The organism is Rhizobium pisi (assembly GCF_003938655.1).
Classification (GTDB): domain Bacteria; phylum Pseudomonadota; class Alphaproteobacteria; order Rhizobiales; family Rhizobiaceae; genus Rhizobium; species Rhizobium pisi.
Genome location: NZ_RJJT01000011.1, coordinates 16,708 through 32,539 on the forward strand (window position 1 = coordinate 16,708; position 15,832 = coordinate 32,539).

Here is a 15,832-nt window from a genome sequence, read left to right on the forward strand (position 1 = left end):
GCTGTCGTCATTCGAAGCGCGCCGTGCTTCATCGATCAAGGCAGAACGCCCGGCCATTGAAAGAGTTCAGGAAAATTGCGCCGAAATCGAACGGGTGGCGATCCGGCCGGCCTTTGCTGCGTAGAAGAGGCATCTTCTGGAGATTGACAATGAAGACAGCCCTGCTCGCCTATGCCGGCGCCTTTCTCACTCTTCTCGTCTGCGACGGGGTATGGCTCGGCCTTATCGCCCGCAGTTTCTATCGCGAGCAGCTGGGAGCACTGATGCTGCCCTCGCCCAATCTTACGGTCGCCGCGCTATTCTATCTGTTCTTCACCGCCGCCGTGGTCGTGCTTGCCGTGCTGCCGGCGCTGTCGGCAGGATCGATCACAACCGGACTTCTCCACGGTGCCATTCTGGGACTGGCGGCCTATGGCACCTACGACCTCACCAATCTCGCCACGCTCCGGAACTGGCCGCTCACCATGAGCCTGATCGACATGGTCTGGGGCACGGCTCTGACGGCGCTGACCGCTGCCGGCGGATATTTCGCCGTCAGGTTCATCGGCTGAAGCGAGAGCCCGCGTCCCGATAATGGACATCCGGGCGTCCCGCTTGGGAACAAAGTTTAAACTCGTTAAAATGGTAATTTTATATTTGACGAATGCGCAAAACATTCATGTGACCTTGGTTCGAGCAAGGCCAGCTTGAATGCGATCAAGACGGCTCTGTTTGACATTAAGACCCCGAATGTGCCCTGTCTGACGGAGAATGTGAGATGACTATGCTCCGCGCTACACACCTTGCCACGGTCAAATCCGCTGTCTACGACCTGCGCTGGGAAGAATTCAACGTTAAACGGCCCGCCCGTATCGTCGCCGTCCGGCCATGCCTCACCGGCGTCTCGATGCGAAGCGCCGAGATTATCGATATCTCGCAGGGCGGCGCCACCTTCATCGTGTCGACCACTGCCGGGCTGCCCAAGCACTACTATCTCAACATTCTCGGCCTCGCCTATCGCATCGGCTGCGCCGAGGTCTACCGCAACAAGGAACGCATCGGGGTGCGGTTCATCAACATCCTGGATCCTGAGGTTCTGCGCCGCGTCGTTCGTACCGATTTCCTTGTCGGCAATATGGAAGCGATCAACGCCCGGCGCGCACCGATCTTCCGCGCGTGATATAGACTGGCGATCGTCCGGTTGCGGAATAATCTTGCTTGCCTTGGCCGTGCCCGGGCCTATTGTTGCGCCTGATGTCACCGTGCCCGGGAAATTGCCTTCGCATGTCCGCCTTTTCGCGCTTTACGCCCCTTGCCAGCGCCCTGCCCTCCACAGTTCCCTTCGTCGGTCCAGAGGCGATCGAGCGTCAGCGCGGACTGGCCGTTTTGGCCCGCATCGGCGCCAATGAGAACGGCTTCGGCCCCGCCCCTTCCGTTCTCGCAGCGATGCGTGAGGAGGCCGGCAACATCTGGAAATATAACGATCCGGAAAATTTCGCGCTCAGGGAAGCGCTGAGCGCCCATCTCGGCGTGACTGCCGCCAATATCGCCATCGGCAGCGGCATCGATGAATTGCTCGGCCAGATCGTCCGGCTGGTGATCGAGCCGGGCGCGCCGGTCGTCACCTCTCTCGGCGCCTATCCGACCTTCAATTTCCACGTCGCCGGCTTCGGCGGCCGGCTGGTGACCGTTCCCTATTTAAACGACCGCGAGGATCTCCACGGGCTCCTTGAGACGGTGAAGCGCGAAGACGCGCCGCTCGTCTATTTCGCCAATCCTGACAATCCGATGGGAAGCTGGTGGAATGCCGACCGGATCATCGCCTTCGCCAAGGCACTACCCGAGACGACGCTGTTGGTGCTGGATGAAGCCTATAGTGAAACGGGGCCCGCGGATTCGCTGCCATCGATCTCCTCGCTGATCGACCTGCCGAACGTCGTTCGCACCCGCACTTTCTCCAAGGCCTATGGGCTTGCCGGCGCACGCATCGGCTATGTGATCTCCACCCCAGGCACGGCGCAGGCTTTCGACAAGATCCGCAATCATTTCGGCATGAACCGGCTGGCGACATCAGCAGCCCTCGCGGCCCTCAAGGACCAGGACTATCTCGTCGAGGTGGTCGGGAAAATCCATGCGGCGCGGGAGCGGATCGCCGGCATCGCCCGGGCGAACGGACTTCAGCCCCTGCCCTCGGCCACGAACTTCGTGGCGATCGACGCTGGGCGTGATGGCATATACGCAAGGGCGATCGTCGATGGCCTGATGGAGCACGGCGTCTTCATTCGCATGCCCGGCGTGGCGCCGCTCAACCGCTGCATCCGTGTCAGCGTCGGCCCCGAGGCGGATATAGCGCTCCTCGAAGAAGCGCTGCCGCAGGTGCTGAAGAAAATCAGCCGATAAAACAGAAGAACCGCGCCCGGTGGAGGATCCGGCCGCGGTTCCCTTCTCCTGACATCGGCCCCGTCAAAAGCGCCCCGCCAGCCCCCTCTTTCGAGGTTGTTATTCCTGTCGAATTCTCAACTGGAGACGGTCTCAGTGAACCGTCATCCATTCGCGGGCAGCGCGCAGCGCTGCTACGATCTGCATCTTGTCCATGGACGCGGCCACGTCGGCGCGAAGCTCGGCGGCGCGGTCGTTACCCTTGATTGCGGCGATGTTCAGCCACTTGTGGGCAGCGACGAGATCGACTTCGCAGCCGCGGCCGGTCGCATACATCAGACCCATTTCGCAGAAGACATCGGCGCTATTGTCGCCACCCATGGTGGCCGTTTCAGCATTGTGCATTTCAAAGCGTGCCATCGGTTTTATCCCTGTTAGCCTGTTTATGACTTACCCTGTTTTACCTTCAGGCCTTGCCGTCTATCGCGGCTTTCGGCCCTACCGGTCCGGCGGGTTTGCCCCGCTCGTTTGATGGGTTCACTATGCCAAACGGCTTTCAAAAAACGCCTAAAATGCATGATTAATTTGAGACAAACAAAGTGCAAATGCTTGGTAAAATTGGGTTTTTGTTAAACATCGGATTCCTTGCGTTTTAAGGATTTTCGCTTGGATTTTACGAAAGATTCAGATTTGAAAATAAAGGGATCGTTCATCATGAAATCAGCAGGCGATTTCGTTATGGGCTTGCCGAACGCTTTTTTCTGCCCTGGCTTCCATGGCCGGCAGGATCGCGATCACGCTTATTTACCTTTACGTTCGCGTCAGCTATTTTCGCGACCGACCAAGGACATCAAGGAGGAATAGATGATCCGTAGCCTCGCTCTCGCCGCCGCCATCGCAGTGATCGCCGGCATAGCGCATGCAGAAGAGCCGATCGTCGGCAACTGGAAGACGGCCGCCGGCGATACGGCGGTGATCGCATCCTGCGGCGGCAGTTACTGCGTGACACTGAAGACCGGTAAATATGCCGGCCGGAAGATCGGCACGCTTGCGGGAACCGCGGGCAGCTATGCCGGGGAGATCACCGACCCTGCCGCCGATAAGACCTATAGCGGCTCGGGCAAGGTTTCCGGCAATTCGCTGAGGATGCAGGGCTGCGTGATGAAGGTTCTCTGCAAGACGCAAACCTGGACGCGGCTCTGACGCTGCAACGACCCCACTTCACGATCATCGAAACGCAGAAGCGTGCCGGCACATCGGCATGCTTCGAAGCTCTTCAAGGCTTCCCGATATTCTCCACAACCCCGCCCCAGCCTGGCCGGCAAGCTGAACGGCGGATGAACCGGCATCTCAGCACTCATTCAGCCGCCCTATGGCAAAACTCTTGTCACGATCGAGTTGCGTATCGGGGGCAAGGCAATGAACATGTATATTCTGGCAAGACGCTTTAGCATCATCACGCTATTTGCGGCGATCTTCGCGATCACGTTTTCAGCGGTCGTGGTGCACAAAGGCGGCGGCGGTGCGCAGTCGCATTTCGGGGCAAGCTATACCTGCCTGGAGAGAAACGGCAACTTCTGCGCGCCAGCGGTGCAGTGACCGGCATCCGACACGGAAGAGGATAAAATAATCGGATTCCGTCGGCGCGCGTCGTTTGCTTGTCAAAAACAACTCTCTATAATGCGTCATGAACAAACGAATCTCCCCTTTGTCGCCGCTCGACATATCCTCACCACCCCTTTTCCAGCCACAAAGCTTTGATGATCCCGCCAAGGCCGTGGAAGCGCTGACAGCGCTTTACGACCGTAATACGGCGTTCCTGATCAAGAGCTTCACCGAGCTTGCGCAGGGGGCGCCGATCTCTTCGCGCTACCGCGCTTTCTATCCGCAGGTCAGCATTGAGACGACAAGCTTCGGCCACGTCGATTCCCGCCTTTCCTACGGTCATGTCACGGCACCGGGCATCTATACGACGACAGTCACCCGGCCGAAGCTCTTCAAGCATTACTTGAAGGAGCAGTTGGCGCTGCTGGTGAAGAGCCACAATGTTCCTGTCATCGTCTCGGAATCGACGACGCCGATCCCTTTGCACTTCGCCTTCGGCGAGGGCGCGCATGTGGAAGCATCGACCAACGCCTTCATCGACATTCCGATGCGCGATATTTTCGACACGCCCGATCTCAACACCACCGATGACGAGATCGCCAACGGCGAATATATCCCGCCGCCGGGAGAGCCCTCGCCGCTTGCGCCATTCACGGCGCAACGCATCGATTATTCGCTCGCCCGTCTGTCGCATTATACGGCGACGCATGCCGAGCACTTCCAGAATTTCGTTCTGTTCACGAACTACCAGTTCTATATCGATGAATTCTGCAGCTGGGCGCGCAAGCTGATGGCGGAGGGCGGCGACGGCTATACCGCCTTCGTCGAGCCGGGCAATGTCGTCACCCTGCCCGGTTCGAGCGCGCCAGAAACGGATGCGACCCTCGCCCGCCTGCCGCAGATGCCGGCCTACCATCTGAAGAAGAAGGGCCATGCCGGGATCACCATGATCAATATTGGCGTCGGCCCCTCCAACGCCAAGACGATCACCGACCATGTGGCCGTGCTGCGCCCGCATGCCTGGCTGATGCTCGGCCACTGCGCCGGCCTTCGCAACAGCCAGCGGCTCGGCGACTATGTGCTTGCCCATGCCTATATGCGCGAGGACCATGTTCTCGACGACGACCTGCCGATCTGGGTGCCGATCCCGGCGCTGGCCGAAGTGCAGGTGGCGCTGGAAGCGGCCGTCGCCGAAATCACTGGTTACGAAGGCTTCGAGCTGAAGCGCATCATGCGCACCGGCACCGTCGGTACGATCGACAACCGCAACTGGGAACTACGCGACCAGCGCGGGCCAGTGAAGCGGCTTTCACAGGCGCGCGCCATCGCGCTCGATATGGAGTCGGCAACGATTGCCGCCAACGGCTTCCGCTTCCGCGTGCCCTACGGCACGCTGCTCTGCGTCTCAGACAAGCCGCTGCATGGCGAGCTGAAGCTGCCGGGCATGGCAACCGCGTTCTATCGCACGCAAGTCAACCAGCATTTGCAGATCGGCATCCGCGCCGTGCAGAAGCTTGCCGCCATGCCGAAGGAAGCGCTGCATTCACGTAAGCTGCGCAGCTTCTTCGAAACGGCCTTCCAATAGGCCGTTTTCTCATCGGTCTGCCACAAAAGGCACCGACTGTTGCGCAAGCGTCTGCGGCCTGCCGGCGGCAATGTTCAGCCCTGCGATCAACAGGGTGAAGGCCAGGAAAGCGACAGCGACGCGCTGGAGAATCTTCAACCCATCGTTTTCGAGGAACTCCAGCTCACGCTTTTCATGGCGGCGCGCCCAGATGTGGCTTGCCACCGCGATTTCAAGAATACTCATTGCCATTCTCCTCGACAGGTTTCAACGATGCCTTGTCGAGTGCTGCCCTGCGATTTCGACACCGGACCGGCACAAAGATTTTTCTCGCTGTTGTCGAAAGGCGCGAAGGTCGTTCGTCTAGGGTTATTGGAACACGGCAAGGGAGACTGTCCGCGATGAAATATCTCTGCCAGGTCTGGTTCGATGGCGCGACACTCGACGCCATGACGAATGAGGAGAAGGCCGAACTCGACGCGAATTCCTTGAACTACGACAGAGATCTCGTCAAAAGCGGACATATGATCGTCGCCCAGGCGCTGCAGTCGCCGAAATCGGCCGTGACCGTCCGGGTGCGTCGCGGCGAGATGTCGGTGACGGACGGCCCCTTTGCCGAGACCAAGGAGGCGCTCGGCGGCTTCATCCTGATCGAGGCCAAGGATCTCAACGAGGCGATCCGGATTGCCGCCGGCATCCCGCTCGCCAAGCTCGGTGCGATCGAGGTACGGCCTATTCATTCCTTCGGCGAGCACGCGTGAGGAGACGGCGATGAAATATCTGTGTCAGGTCTGGTTCGAAACCGCAAAGATTAGCGCCATTTCCGCCGAGGAAGGCGCAAAGCTGACGAAGGATTCGATCGTCAACGACGACAGGCTGCGTGACAGCGGCCACCTGCTGGTGGCGTTGGCGCTGCGCGAACCTTCGACGGCCATGACGGTCAGGGTTCGCAACGATGCCGTGACGGCGACGGACGGCCCTTTCGCCGAAATCAAGGAGCATCTCGGCGGCTTCGTGCTGATCGAGGCGAAAGACATGGAAGAAGCAACTGATATCGCCGCCACCTTTCCCGTAGCGCGATACGGCTCCATCGAGGTGCGGCCGGCCTATTCGATCAAGGAGGAGTGCTGAGCCATGCGCTACATCTGCCTGATCTACAATTCCACCGACACCGACGGCACGCTGACGCCTGATGAAACCAATGAACTGATCAAAGCCCATTTCGCCTTCGACGAGGAACTGCTCCGCGACGGCATCATGATCCATTCCGACGCATTGGAGACGCCTGACAAGGCGACGGTGCTGCGCGTTCGAAACAATACGCTTTCGGCCACCGACGGGCCCTATGTCGAGACGAAGGAGTATCTGGCCGGCTTCTATGTCATCGAAGCCCCCGACGTGGCGGCGGCAAGGGAGATTGCCGGGCGGATCCCTTCGGCGCGTTTCGGCGCGGTCGAACTCAGGCCGGTGCGGATACTGACCCTGCCGGATTGAGGTGCGCCGTTGGAAAGCGTGATCGAGGAAATCTACCGAACGCAATCGCGCCGGGTGCTGGCGACGCTGATCCGCCTGCTCGGCGATTTCGACCGGGCAGAGGAAGCGCTCCACGATGCCTTTGCCGCGGCTGCGCGGACATGGCCGCACGACGGCATTCCCGGCAACCCCTTCGCATGGCTCGTTTCAACGGGACGCTTCAAGGCAATCGATACGATTCGGCGCCGGGCCCGCTTCGACGCCTCGCAGCAGCACATCGAGGACAGTCTCTACACGGTCGACGAAACGGAGATCGGCGACATGGAAGCAATCGAAGACGACATGCTACGGCTGGTCTTCACCTGTTGCCATCCCGTTATTCCTGCCGATGCGCAGACGGCGATGGCGCTTCGGGAAATCTGCGGATTGACCACCGAAGAGATCGCCCATGCTTTCCTCATTCCGGCGCCGACAGTCGCCCAGCGGATCGTGCGCGCCAAGGGCAGGATCCGGGAGGCGAAAATCCCCTACGAGGTGCCTGGCCGCGAGGCGCTGCCGGAGCGGCTCGACCGGGTGCTGCACGTCATCTATCTCGTCTTCAACGAAGGCTATTCCGCCTCCTCCGGCGATGAGGTGGTCCGCGCCGACCTGACCGCGGAGGCGATACGGCTGGCGCGGCTGCTTCTGACGCTGCTGCCGCACCCCGACGTCTCCGGCCTGCTGGCCCTGATGCTGCTGCAAGACTCCCGCCGCAATGCCCGCTGCGGCGGCGAGGGATCGCTAGTGCTGCTTGCGGATCAGGACCGTTCGCTCTGGGACAATGCGAAGATCGCGGAAGGTCTGACCCTGCTTGCCGAGGCGATGCGGGCGGGAGAGATCGGCACCTATACGCTGCAGGCGGCCATCGCCGCCGAACATGCCCGGGCATCGGCAGCCGAAGAAACCGACTGGCGACGGATTGCCTTCTATTACGATCTGCTTCTGGCGGCGCAGCCCTCCCCGATCGTCGAGCTCAATCGCGCTGTGGCGATCGCTATGGCGGACGGGCCGGCGAAAGGGCTGGATCTGATCGACGCCATTCTGGGACGCAGGGAGCTGCAGGCCTATCACCTCGCTCATTCGGCCCGCGCCGATTTCCTGCGCCGCCTCAGCCGGAGAGAAGAGGCGATCGCGGCCTATGAAACGGCGCTGTCGCTCTGCCGGCAGGAACCGGAGCGGGCCTTTCTCAGGAAGCGGATTTCAGAGCTTGCCGCGACGTCCGAGCGGCAGTGAGATCGCCGTCCCGGTGAGCGCCGAGACGATGATCAGCAGGTGAGCATTGACGCTCGCCTGTGCCAGCGCGTCAAGGGCCAGCCGCTCGCTCGAGGCGCCGAAAGCAATCGCGCCGGCGGTGATTCCGGCAGGATAGGTGCCGACGCCGCCCGGCGCATGCACCGGCAGCACGGAGGAGAGCTCGCCGCCGAGCGCACCGCCGAAGCTTGCCGCCATCGGCAGCACGCCCATTAGACCGAGTGCCCAGGCAAGTACCACCACCTTCACCAGCCAGTTGACGATGGTCATCGCCCAGGCGCGCGCAAAGGCGACGGCATCGAGCGGCAAGCCGTTTTCGATCTCCGCAACGAATTTCTGCGCCTTGGCGGGCAGCAGCCTGGCGGCAAGGCGCAGCAGCGGCTTGCGGGCGGCGAAGCACGCGACAGGCAAAAGCAGAAAGGCTGCCCAGAGCAACCAGGCGACAACCATATTTGCGGCGGCGAGCGCAAAGCCGATGCCGGCAGCGGCCAAAAGCGCGTGCAGGTCGAGCAGCCGCATGACGAAGAGTGCGGAGGTTCCCCGCGCCAGCGGAATGCCGAATTCAGTGCGCATCAACAGCGGAAAACTGGTCTCGCCAGTGCGGAAGGGCAGCATGATGTTCAGAAGATTGTGGATCTGCGTGACGCGGAAGAGCGTCGCGAAGCGGCCCGCCGTTTCTTTGGGAAAATAATCGTAAATGCGCCAGGTGCGTAGGAAATAGGTGCTCGTCAGAGCGATCAGCGCGCCGATCACGGGACCGGCGCCGACATCGGCCCATTGCTTGATGATGACAGGCCAGCCCCAGAACCATTGCACGAAGAGCGCATAGGCTAAGACAATGACGATCGTCAGCACGGTCATACGATTGCGCATAAACCAGGACTGCCGGCTTTCAACGATCGAACTCTTCATGTAGTAGGCAATCCTCACTTGGCGTCGGCACAGGCCCCGGTCCCGTCGGCTTTTAAGAGAAATGAAGGTTGCGCACAACGTCGGAGTTGATGGGCGACGGCGGCGAACGCTCTTCCGCGCCGGCGACCGACAGGTAGACGATGGCGCCTTGCCGGCTTGATGTGGAGATCGATGTTGGAGCGGATTACCAAAGGCATTACCGGCGCAAGCATTTTTCTTGCATGCTATTTCCTGCTGAATATCGCGCTCCGGCTGACATTGCCGCACACACTTGATCTCGACGAAGCGGAGCAGTCGTTCTTTTCGCAATATCTGCTCGCCGGTTATAACGAGCAGCCGCCTTTCTACAACTGGATGCAATATGCCGTCGTCTCGGTGACCGGCATATCGATGTGGGCGATCTCCGTTCCAAAGAACATCCTCCTATTCTCTTGCTATCTCTTCTACGGCCTTGCCGCCCGCGAAGTGCTGAAAAACCGATCCCTCGCCGCGGTCGCCATGCTGAGCCTCATCACCTTGCCGCAGGTGGGCTTCCTGGCGCAGAGGGAACTCACTCACACGGTAGCGCTGCTGTTTGCCAGCTCGCTGTTCCTCTTCGGTTTCTTCCGTACGCTGCAACGACCGACGCTCGGAAGCTATCTCGTCATCGGCATCGCCACCGGCATCGGCCTGATCTCGAAGTATAATTTCGTCATCCTTCCGTTCGCCGCCCTGATGGCGGTGCTGCCGAACCGGGAATGGCGCAGCCGTCTGTTCGACTGGCGTTTGCTGGTGGCGATCGTCGTCGCCATCCTCATCATATTGCCGCATGCGCTCTGGCTGCCCGACAATCTCGCCCGCGCCTCCGCCTCGACACTGAAACGGATGGCCGCCAAGGACGAAGCGGCCGCCGGCCTTCCCCGCATCGGACAGGGACTGCTCTCCTTCATCATCGCCGTCCTCGGCTTTGTCGCGCTGCCGGTCGTTCTCTTCGCGGCAGCCTTCCGGCGGGACTTCTTTCGTGCGCTCTCCTCCTCCAGTCCAATGATACGGGTGATCGAGCGCATGATGGCCATCAGCCTGCTCGCGGTCCTCAGCCTGGTCTTCATTGGCGGCGCAAGCGATATCCACGAGCGCTGGCTCGACCCGTTTCTGCTCGTCCTGCCGCTCTATCTGTTCCTGAAACTGCAAAGCTCGGGCTTCGACCTTTCCGCCGGGCTTGCGCGTTTCCGGCCCGTGGTGCCGGTCTTCATGGTCATCATCCTGCTGATCCTGCTGATCCGGATCGTCGGCGTGCAATATGTCGGCTACACGAGAACGAACGTTCCCATTTCCGGCTTCGCAGCCGAATTGACCGCCGACCGCAAGCCCGTTCTCATCGTGGCATCGGACAAATACCTTGCCGGCAATCTGAGATTGGAGCTTGATGTTCCCAGCGCAATGCCGTTCTTCGCCGGTTCCGGCGTTCCCGAATATGCACAGGCGAAAGGGCCGGTGCTGGTCGTCTGGCGCGGCAAAACGCCTGACGACAAAGCCATCCCGCCAGACTTCGCAGCCGATCTCGAAGCATCGGGCATTCATCTGCAAGAGTTGAACACGCTGACGCTGCCCTATCTCTTTGGTGACGACAAACACCTCTTCTCGATCGGCTATTCCTGGGTCGAGGGCGGCACGAAATAGGATAGGGACGGACGGCGCCATATTAGCCGATTACGGGGAAACCGGCATTGGCCGCTGGCAACAGGCGAACACTTCATGTAGTAGGCTTTCCCAAGTGCTGCGGCGGCTATGAAAGCCGTTCCGCCCGACGGCCTTTTGGAGATAAGAGTTGCAAACAACGGTAGAAACCATTCGCGGTGCGAATGATCCGGTACAATCGCTCGAACTGTCGCTGGTCGTGCCTATTTTCAACGAAGAGGAAAGCGTCGGCCCGCTTGTAGAGCGTGTCGTGGCTGCGATGGCCGCCTATCCGCATCGCTGGGAACTGATCCTCGTCGACGACGGCAGCACGGATGCGACGCTCGTCAACGCCCGCAAGTTCGTCGGACGCGAGGGACTGACGCTCAGAATCGTCGAGCTGCAGCGCAACTTCGGCCAGACCGCCGCAATGCAGGCCGGTATCGACACCGCCCAGGGCCGCCTGATTGCGACGATGGACGGCGACCTGCAGAACGACCCGAAGGACATTCCTGCGATGGTCGCCGAACTGGAACGGCGTGAACTCGACCTCCTGGTCGGCTGGCGCAAGAACCGCAAGGACGGGCTGTTCTTGCGCAAGATCCCCTCCTGGTGCGCCAACTACCTGATCGGCCGCATCACCGGCGTCAAGCTGCACGATTACGGCTGCAGCTTGAAAATCTACCGTGCCTCGATCATCAAGCAAGTGAAGCTGATGGGCGAAATGCACCGCTTCATCCCGGCCTGGGTTGCCGGCGTCGTCCCTAGCTCGCGCATCGGCGAGATGGCCGTTACCCATCATGCCCGCGAGCATGGCGTTTCGAAATACGGCATTTCACGCACCTTCCGCGTCATCCTCGACCTGCTTTCGGTGATGTTCTTCATGCGCTACAAGGCGCGGCCCGGGCATTTCTTCGGCTCGCTGGGTCTTGGCCTCGGCGCGATCGCGATGCTGATCCTCATCTATCTCGGCTTCGACAAGTTCATCCTGGGCAATGATATCGGCACGCGCCCGATGCTGATGGTCGGCGTCGTGCTTCTGCTGTCCTCGGTGCAGATGATCACCACCGGCATCTTGGCGGAAATGATCGCGCGGACCTATTACCGTGACGACGCTTCTCCGAATTATATCGTGCGGCAGATTTTCGACGACCAGACCAAAGCATAAGCCGGCGGCACGATGCTGGAGCGCGCGACGAAGACGATCAGAACCGCGGGCCTGCTGCTTGCAGCCTATTTCCTGCTCAACATCGTGCTTCGCATCGCGCTTCCGCATTCGCTTGAGCTTGATGAAGCCGAGCAATCCTCCTTCTCGCAATATCTGCTGGCGGGCTACGGCCCGCAGCCGCCTTTTTACAACTGGATGCAATATGCCATCGTCTCGGTGGCGGGCATGTCGATGGGCGCGCTTGTTGTTCCGAAGAATATCCTGCTCTTTCTGTGTTACCTCTTCTACGGTCTTGCGGGACGCGAAGCACTGAAAGATCAGGCGCTTGCCGCCGTCGCCATGCTGGCACTGATCACCCTGCCCCAGGTCTCGTACATGGCCCAGCAGGACCTGACCCACACGACCGCCCTGCTCTTTGCCAGTTCGCTGTTCCTCTACGGCTTCTTCCGCACGCTCGACCGGCCCGATACCGGCGGTTACCTCCTGCTCGGCCTTGCGACTGGCATCGGGCTGATCTCGAAATATAACTTTGCCCTGATGCCCGTAGTCGCGCTGATCGCGATCCTGCCCGATGCGGAATGGCGGCGAAGGGTGCTCGATTGGCGTCTGCTCATCGCAATCGCCGTCGCGCTCGTCATCGTCCTGCCGCACGCGATCTGGCTGCGGAACAATCTCGCCTTCGCTTCCTCCGATACTCTGGTCAAGATGGCCGCCGGCAGCGAGCCCGCCGGCACCTTGCGCATCGGGAAAGGCCTTCTCGCCTTTGTCGTCGCCATCATCGCCTTTGCGGCGCTGCCCGTTGCCGTCTTCGCCGCCGCCTTCCGGCGAGATCTCTTCAGGGCATTCTCGGCGGGAAACCGTTGGACGCGGTTGATGGAGCGGATGATGCTCGCAAGCCTTGCCGGCATCGCTCTCATCGTGCTCTTCACCGGCTCCACCATGGTTCGCGAACGCTGGCTGGACCCGTTCCTGCTCGTGCTGCCGATCTATTTCCTGGCGAAGATGCAGGCAGCCGGGCTCGACCTTTCGGGCGGACTGCGCCGCTTCCGGCCCGTTGTGCCGGTGCTGATGGCCTGCGTGCTGGTCGCGCTCGGCTTCCGCGTCGTGGGCGCCGGCCTGATCGGCACCTACAGCAGGCCGAACGTGCCGATGGCCGGCTTCGCGCGCGAAATGACGCGGCAGGCCGAACCGGCGCTCATCGTCGCGTCGGATACCTATGTCGGCGGCAACATGCGGCTGCAGTTTCCCGATGTGCCGGTCGTGATCCCCGATTTTCCTGTGCCGGGCATTCCGGCCTATGCGTCAGCCGACGGCCCTGTGCTCATCGCCTGGCGCGGCAAAAAGACGGCGACGGCTGCGGATGCCGTCATGCCGGAGCGGTTTTCATCGGCGCTGACGGCGGCCGGCATCACGCCGCAAGAGGTCGGCTCGTTGTCGCTTCCCTATTATTTCGGCCGCCAGGGCGACAATTTTTTGCTCGGTTATGCCTGGGCTCGGCCGAGGAACAGATAGAATGACCGAAACCAGCCTTCGCGACATGCGATGGATTTTCATCCTGCTGGCCGCCTATTTCACGCTTCAATTCGGCGTGCGGCTCGCGACCTCCCATTCGCTCGATCTCGACGAGGCCGAGCAGGCCTTCCGCTCGCAATGGCTCGCCGCCGGTTATGGCCCGCAGCCGCCTTTCTACAACTGGCTTCAGTATACGGTCTTCCAGTTTGCCGGCGTTTCGCTTGCCGCCCTTTCAGTGGTGAAGAACCTTCTGCTCTTCACCTCTTACCTGCTCTATGGCCTGACCGCGCGTCTCATCCTGCGCGACAAGGCGCTTGCCGCGATCGCAACGCTCGGGCTGCTGACGATCCCGCAGATGGCTTTCGAAATGCAGCGAGACCTGACGCATACGGTCGCCGTGTTCTTCTCGGCCACAGTCTTCTTCTACGGTTTCGTTCGCAGCCTGAAGCAACCGAGCCTCAGCTCCTACCTCGTCGCCGGCATCGGCATTGGCTTCGGCCTGCTTGCCAAGTACAATTTCGCGATCCTGCCGGCCGCAGCCCTGGTTGCGGCGCTGGCGGATGCGCGCCTGCGGCCGCGGATCTTCGACTGGCGACTCGCGCTGACTGCAGCGGTGGCGCTCCTCATAACCCTGCCGCATCTCTTCTGGCTCAGGGACAATCTCCATTTTGCGACCGCGCGAACGATGGAAAAGATGACCGCGAGCGACAATGCGAGCTATCCGATGCAGGTGGCCATGGGCGTCGGTTCGCTCGGGCTCGCCATCATCGGCTTTGCCGGATTGACGATGGCCGTGTTTGCGGCCGTCTTCGGCAAGAGCCTGCGCGCGGCGTTCGCTGCCCATTCGGAATGGACGCGGCTCATCGAGCGGATGATGCTCGTTTTCGTCATCGGCATTCTGTTGCTGATTGTCTTCGGCGGTGCTGCCGGCATCAAGGATCGCTGGCTGGTGCCGATGCTCTTCATCCTGCCGCTCTATCTTTGCCTGAAGATCGAGGCGGCAGGCGTCGTGACAGACCGAGCGTTCCGACGGTTCATAGCCGTCATCGCCATCATCATGATCGGCGTGCCATCAGCCCTTTACGGCAGCGTCGCAGCCGCACGCTTCACCGGTCATTACGAGCGGCTGAACAGGCCCTATGCCACGATGTTGGAAACCTTGCGCCAACAGGCCGAACCGGCGGCAATCCTGGCCGGCGACAGCCTGCTTGCCGGCAATCTCAGGCAGGATATTCCCGGCGTACCAGTCGTTTCCATGGATTATCCCGGCTTCAACCCGGATCTCTCCAGCCGGCGACCGCTTCTCCTGGTGTGGCTCCTCCCCAGGGGCGGAAGCGAAGCGCTTCCGCCAGCCATGGCTCAATGGTTGCAAGCCAATCTCGGCGCATCCGCGCCTGAGGCATTGGTGATCGACGCACCCTATTTCTATCAGCGCGGCGACGACCGCTATCGTTTCGGCTATGCCTGGGTCAACCAGCCGGACTGAACGAAATCAGGATTTCAGCTCCTTCCAGGCCGCGTCCAGCGCCAGCTTCCGGCGGGGGCGGTTCAACGCTTTTCTATCACGCCGATATTGCACGCTTGATGACTGTCAAGTGCCAGCAGATGCATGCCAAAAATACGGATATGAAAAGGAAGGTCCCAAGCGGTTGGGCTAGCGGCAGGAACGACCAGTCGCCTCGTTGAAATTGAGGCAGCGCAAAGTCGGAAAGGCCAGCTTGTGCAACTGCTGCCTTCCCCACAGATAGACCGGTCGCGATCAGCGCGATATGGGCATGGATGAACCCTGAACGGTGGTGTCGTTGCGGCTGCACGGCCACTCGAATCCCGAAAATCGATGCAAGCACCAACAGGACCGTGGCACTCCAAATTCCAACGCCGGGTACAGCCAAAAGCAGATAGATGGGCTCGCGCATGACCGGAAGTATTGTCATATACAGCCACCAGGCGAACGCACTTGAGGGGTGGCTTTCCAAGAGCGGCATGCTAAGAACGAAGAGCAATGCTATTGCGTAGGCCAGCGATGGGCCAAGTCGCATCATCGTGAAAATAGCGATCCACATGCAGCGTTCCATCCTTCGACCTGAGGAGGGGGATAGGCGACGTTGATTGATTTCCACTCAAGGAGTCACGCGGCACATAATGCCTACTTTGGATAGTAGGCATTTTTATCACGCCCTCGCATTCCGGCGATGACCGTCTCTCTCGCTTTTTTGTGAGTATATGCTTAAATTCTTGAGTTGTTAGCTTTTTTTCACGATGATTGCCGGTGAACGCATCCGAGTCTTAGGTAA

Annotated in this window: 19 protein-coding genes; 15 read left to right on the plus strand and 4 right to left on the minus strand. The window is 60.5% G+C overall.

Annotated features, from left to right (window positions below):
• The first annotated feature begins 149 nt into the window (after positions 1 to 149).
• The 3 genes from EFD55_RS16595 (at position 150) to EFD55_RS16605 (ending at position 2,379) form a co-directional block, all read left to right on the plus strand.
• Entirely contained in the window at positions 150 to 551 is a 402-nt protein-coding gene (locus EFD55_RS16595) for a DUF2177 family protein (RefSeq protein WP_125846152.1), read from the plus strand.
• 206 nt (positions 552 to 757) lie between these two features.
• The gene (locus EFD55_RS16600; RefSeq protein ID WP_125846153.1) at positions 758 to 1,159 is read left to right on the plus strand and encodes a PilZ domain-containing protein; all 402 of its coding nucleotides are present in this window, start codon (positions 758 to 760) and stop codon (positions 1,157 to 1,159) included.
• 104 nt (positions 1,160 to 1,263) lie between these two features.
• On the plus strand, positions 1,264 to 2,379 hold the full coding sequence (locus EFD55_RS16605) for a pyridoxal phosphate-dependent aminotransferase (protein WP_125846154.1): 1,116 nt from the start codon (positions 1,264 to 1,266) through the stop codon (positions 2,377 to 2,379).
• A 132-nt stretch (positions 2,380 to 2,511) separates the two neighbouring features.
• Here the strand turns inward: EFD55_RS16605 and EFD55_RS16610 are convergent, their stop codons facing one another.
• On the minus strand, positions 2,512 to 2,778 hold the full coding sequence (locus tag EFD55_RS16610) for an SEL1-like repeat protein (RefSeq protein WP_125846155.1): 267 nt from the start codon (positions 2,776 to 2,778) through the stop codon (positions 2,512 to 2,514).
• A 246-nt stretch (positions 2,779 to 3,024) separates the two neighbouring features.
• Between EFD55_RS16610 and EFD55_RS16615 the strand changes: the two genes are divergently transcribed.
• The 4 genes from EFD55_RS16615 to EFD55_RS16630 all read left to right on the plus strand — a co-directional run bounded on the left by EFD55_RS16615 (position 3,025) and on the right by EFD55_RS16630 (position 5,548).
• On the plus strand, positions 3,025 to 3,222 hold the full coding sequence (locus EFD55_RS16615; protein ID WP_125846156.1) for a hypothetical protein: 198 nt from the start codon (positions 3,025 to 3,027) through the stop codon (positions 3,220 to 3,222).
• Entirely contained in the window at positions 3,223 to 3,561 is a 339-nt protein-coding gene (locus tag EFD55_RS16620) for a DUF2147 domain-containing protein (RefSeq protein ID WP_125846157.1), read from the plus strand. It abuts the gene before it with no gap.
• Between the two features lie 216 nt (positions 3,562 to 3,777).
• Complete coding sequence (locus EFD55_RS16625; RefSeq protein ID WP_125846158.1) at positions 3,778 to 3,957, plus strand: hypothetical protein; 180 nt, start codon at positions 3,778 to 3,780, stop codon at positions 3,955 to 3,957.
• A gap of 88 nt (positions 3,958 to 4,045) precedes the next feature.
• Positions 4,046 to 5,548, plus strand: a complete 1,503-nt coding sequence (locus EFD55_RS16630; RefSeq protein WP_125846159.1) for an AMP nucleosidase — start codon at positions 4,046 to 4,048, stop codon at positions 5,546 to 5,548.
• A gap of 9 nt (positions 5,549 to 5,557) precedes the next feature.
• Here the strand turns inward: EFD55_RS16630 and EFD55_RS16635 are convergent, their stop codons facing one another.
• Positions 5,558 to 5,773 carry a hypothetical protein gene (locus tag EFD55_RS16635; protein ID WP_125846160.1) on the minus strand — a complete coding sequence of 72 codons (216 nt, stop codon included), beginning with the start codon at positions 5,771 to 5,773 and terminating at the stop codon, positions 5,558 to 5,560.
• Positions 5,774 to 5,928: 155 nt separating this feature from the next.
• On the opposite strand from EFD55_RS16635, the gene EFD55_RS16640 reads away from it, so the two are divergent.
• Genes EFD55_RS16640 through EFD55_RS16655 form a run of 4 tightly spaced genes read left to right on the plus strand, consistent with a single transcriptional unit; the run spans position 5,929 to position 8,272 of the window.
• A complete protein-coding gene (locus EFD55_RS16640; protein WP_125846161.1) occupies positions 5,929 to 6,288 on the plus strand; it encodes a YciI family protein in 360 nt (119 codons plus the stop codon).
• A 10-nt stretch (positions 6,289 to 6,298) separates the two neighbouring features.
• A complete protein-coding gene (locus EFD55_RS16645) occupies positions 6,299 to 6,658 on the plus strand; it encodes a YciI family protein (RefSeq protein WP_125846162.1) in 360 nt (119 codons plus the stop codon).
• Between the two features lie 3 nt (positions 6,659 to 6,661).
• A complete protein-coding gene (locus tag EFD55_RS16650) occupies positions 6,662 to 7,021 on the plus strand; it encodes a YciI family protein (protein ID WP_125846163.1) in 360 nt (119 codons plus the stop codon).
• 9 nt (positions 7,022 to 7,030) lie between these two features.
• Positions 7,031 to 8,272, plus strand: coding sequence for an RNA polymerase sigma factor (locus EFD55_RS16655; protein WP_125846164.1), 1,242 nt, complete (start codon positions 7,031 to 7,033; stop codon positions 8,270 to 8,272).
• On the opposite strand, the gene EFD55_RS16660 is transcribed toward EFD55_RS16655, so the two are convergent.
• On the minus strand, positions 8,240 to 9,202 hold the full coding sequence (locus EFD55_RS16660; protein ID WP_125846165.1) for a lysylphosphatidylglycerol synthase domain-containing protein: 963 nt from the start codon (positions 9,200 to 9,202) through the stop codon (positions 8,240 to 8,242). The genes EFD55_RS16655 and EFD55_RS16660 overlap by 33 nt on opposite strands.
• A 171-nt stretch (positions 9,203 to 9,373) precedes the next feature.
• Between EFD55_RS16660 and EFD55_RS16665 the strand changes: the two genes are divergently transcribed.
• The 4 genes from EFD55_RS16665 to EFD55_RS16680 all read left to right on the plus strand — a co-directional run bounded on the left by EFD55_RS16665 (position 9,374) and on the right by EFD55_RS16680 (position 15,024).
• Positions 9,374 to 10,861 carry an ArnT family glycosyltransferase gene (locus EFD55_RS16665; RefSeq protein WP_125846166.1) on the plus strand — a complete coding sequence of 496 codons (1,488 nt, stop codon included), beginning with the start codon at positions 9,374 to 9,376 and terminating at the stop codon, positions 10,859 to 10,861.
• Between the two features lie 148 nt (positions 10,862 to 11,009).
• A complete protein-coding gene (locus EFD55_RS16670) occupies positions 11,010 to 12,026 on the plus strand; it encodes a glycosyltransferase family 2 protein (protein WP_125846167.1) in 1,017 nt (338 codons plus the stop codon).
• A gap of 12 nt (positions 12,027 to 12,038) precedes the next feature.
• A complete protein-coding gene (locus EFD55_RS16675; protein WP_125846168.1) occupies positions 12,039 to 13,538 on the plus strand; it encodes a glycosyltransferase family 39 protein in 1,500 nt (499 codons plus the stop codon).
• Between the two features lies 1 nt (position 13,539).
• Positions 13,540 to 15,024 (plus strand): ArnT family glycosyltransferase, encoded by a 1,485-nt coding sequence (locus EFD55_RS16680; protein WP_125846169.1) that lies wholly within the window; start codon positions 13,540 to 13,542, stop codon positions 15,022 to 15,024.
• Between the two features lie 76 nt (positions 15,025 to 15,100).
• Here the strand turns inward: EFD55_RS16680 and EFD55_RS16685 are convergent, their stop codons facing one another.
• Complete coding sequence (locus tag EFD55_RS16685) at positions 15,101 to 15,601, minus strand: hypothetical protein (RefSeq protein WP_125846170.1); 501 nt, start codon at positions 15,599 to 15,601, stop codon at positions 15,101 to 15,103.
• Between the last annotated feature and the right edge of the window lie 231 nt (positions 15,602 to 15,832).

What these genes read in the sequence shown, in the direction of transcription:
- EFD55_RS16675 (WP_125846168.1), top strand. Translation starts at nt 12,039, where the DNA reads ATGCTGGAGCGCGCGACGAAGACGATCAGAACCGCGGGCCTGCTGCTT.
- EFD55_RS16665 (WP_125846166.1), top strand. Translation starts at nt 9,374, where the DNA reads ATGTTGGAGCGGATTACCAAAGGCATTACCGGCGCAAGCATTTTTCTT.
- EFD55_RS16645 (WP_125846162.1), top strand. Translation starts at nt 6,299, where the DNA reads ATGAAATATCTGTGTCAGGTCTGGTTCGAAACCGCAAAGATTAGCGCC.
- EFD55_RS16635 (WP_125846160.1), bottom strand. Translation starts at nt 5,773, where the DNA reads ATGAGTATTCTTGAAATCGCGGTGGCAAGCCACATCTGGGCGCGCCGC.
- EFD55_RS16605 (WP_125846154.1), top strand. Translation starts at nt 1,264, where the DNA reads ATGTCCGCCTTTTCGCGCTTTACGCCCCTTGCCAGCGCCCTGCCCTCC.
- EFD55_RS16650 (WP_125846163.1), top strand. Translation starts at nt 6,662, where the DNA reads ATGCGCTACATCTGCCTGATCTACAATTCCACCGACACCGACGGCACG.
- EFD55_RS16595 (WP_125846152.1), top strand. Translation starts at nt 150, where the DNA reads ATGAAGACAGCCCTGCTCGCCTATGCCGGCGCCTTTCTCACTCTTCTC.
- EFD55_RS16680 (WP_125846169.1), top strand. Translation starts at nt 13,540, where the DNA reads ATGACCGAAACCAGCCTTCGCGACATGCGATGGATTTTCATCCTGCTG.
- EFD55_RS16620 (WP_125846157.1), top strand. Translation starts at nt 3,223, where the DNA reads ATGATCCGTAGCCTCGCTCTCGCCGCCGCCATCGCAGTGATCGCCGGC.
- EFD55_RS16660 (WP_125846165.1), bottom strand. Translation starts at nt 9,202, where the DNA reads ATGAAGAGTTCGATCGTTGAAAGCCGGCAGTCCTGGTTTATGCGCAAT.
- EFD55_RS16640 (WP_125846161.1), top strand. Translation starts at nt 5,929, where the DNA reads ATGAAATATCTCTGCCAGGTCTGGTTCGATGGCGCGACACTCGACGCC.
- EFD55_RS16600 (WP_125846153.1), top strand. Translation starts at nt 758, where the DNA reads ATGACTATGCTCCGCGCTACACACCTTGCCACGGTCAAATCCGCTGTC.
- EFD55_RS16610 (WP_125846155.1), bottom strand. Translation starts at nt 2,778, where the DNA reads ATGGCACGCTTTGAAATGCACAATGCTGAAACGGCCACCATGGGTGGC.
- EFD55_RS16630 (WP_125846159.1), top strand. Translation starts at nt 4,046, where the DNA reads ATGAACAAACGAATCTCCCCTTTGTCGCCGCTCGACATATCCTCACCA.
- EFD55_RS16625 (WP_125846158.1), top strand. Translation starts at nt 3,778, where the DNA reads ATGAACATGTATATTCTGGCAAGACGCTTTAGCATCATCACGCTATTT.
- EFD55_RS16685 (WP_125846170.1), bottom strand. Translation starts at nt 15,601, where the DNA reads ATGTGGATCGCTATTTTCACGATGATGCGACTTGGCCCATCGCTGGCC.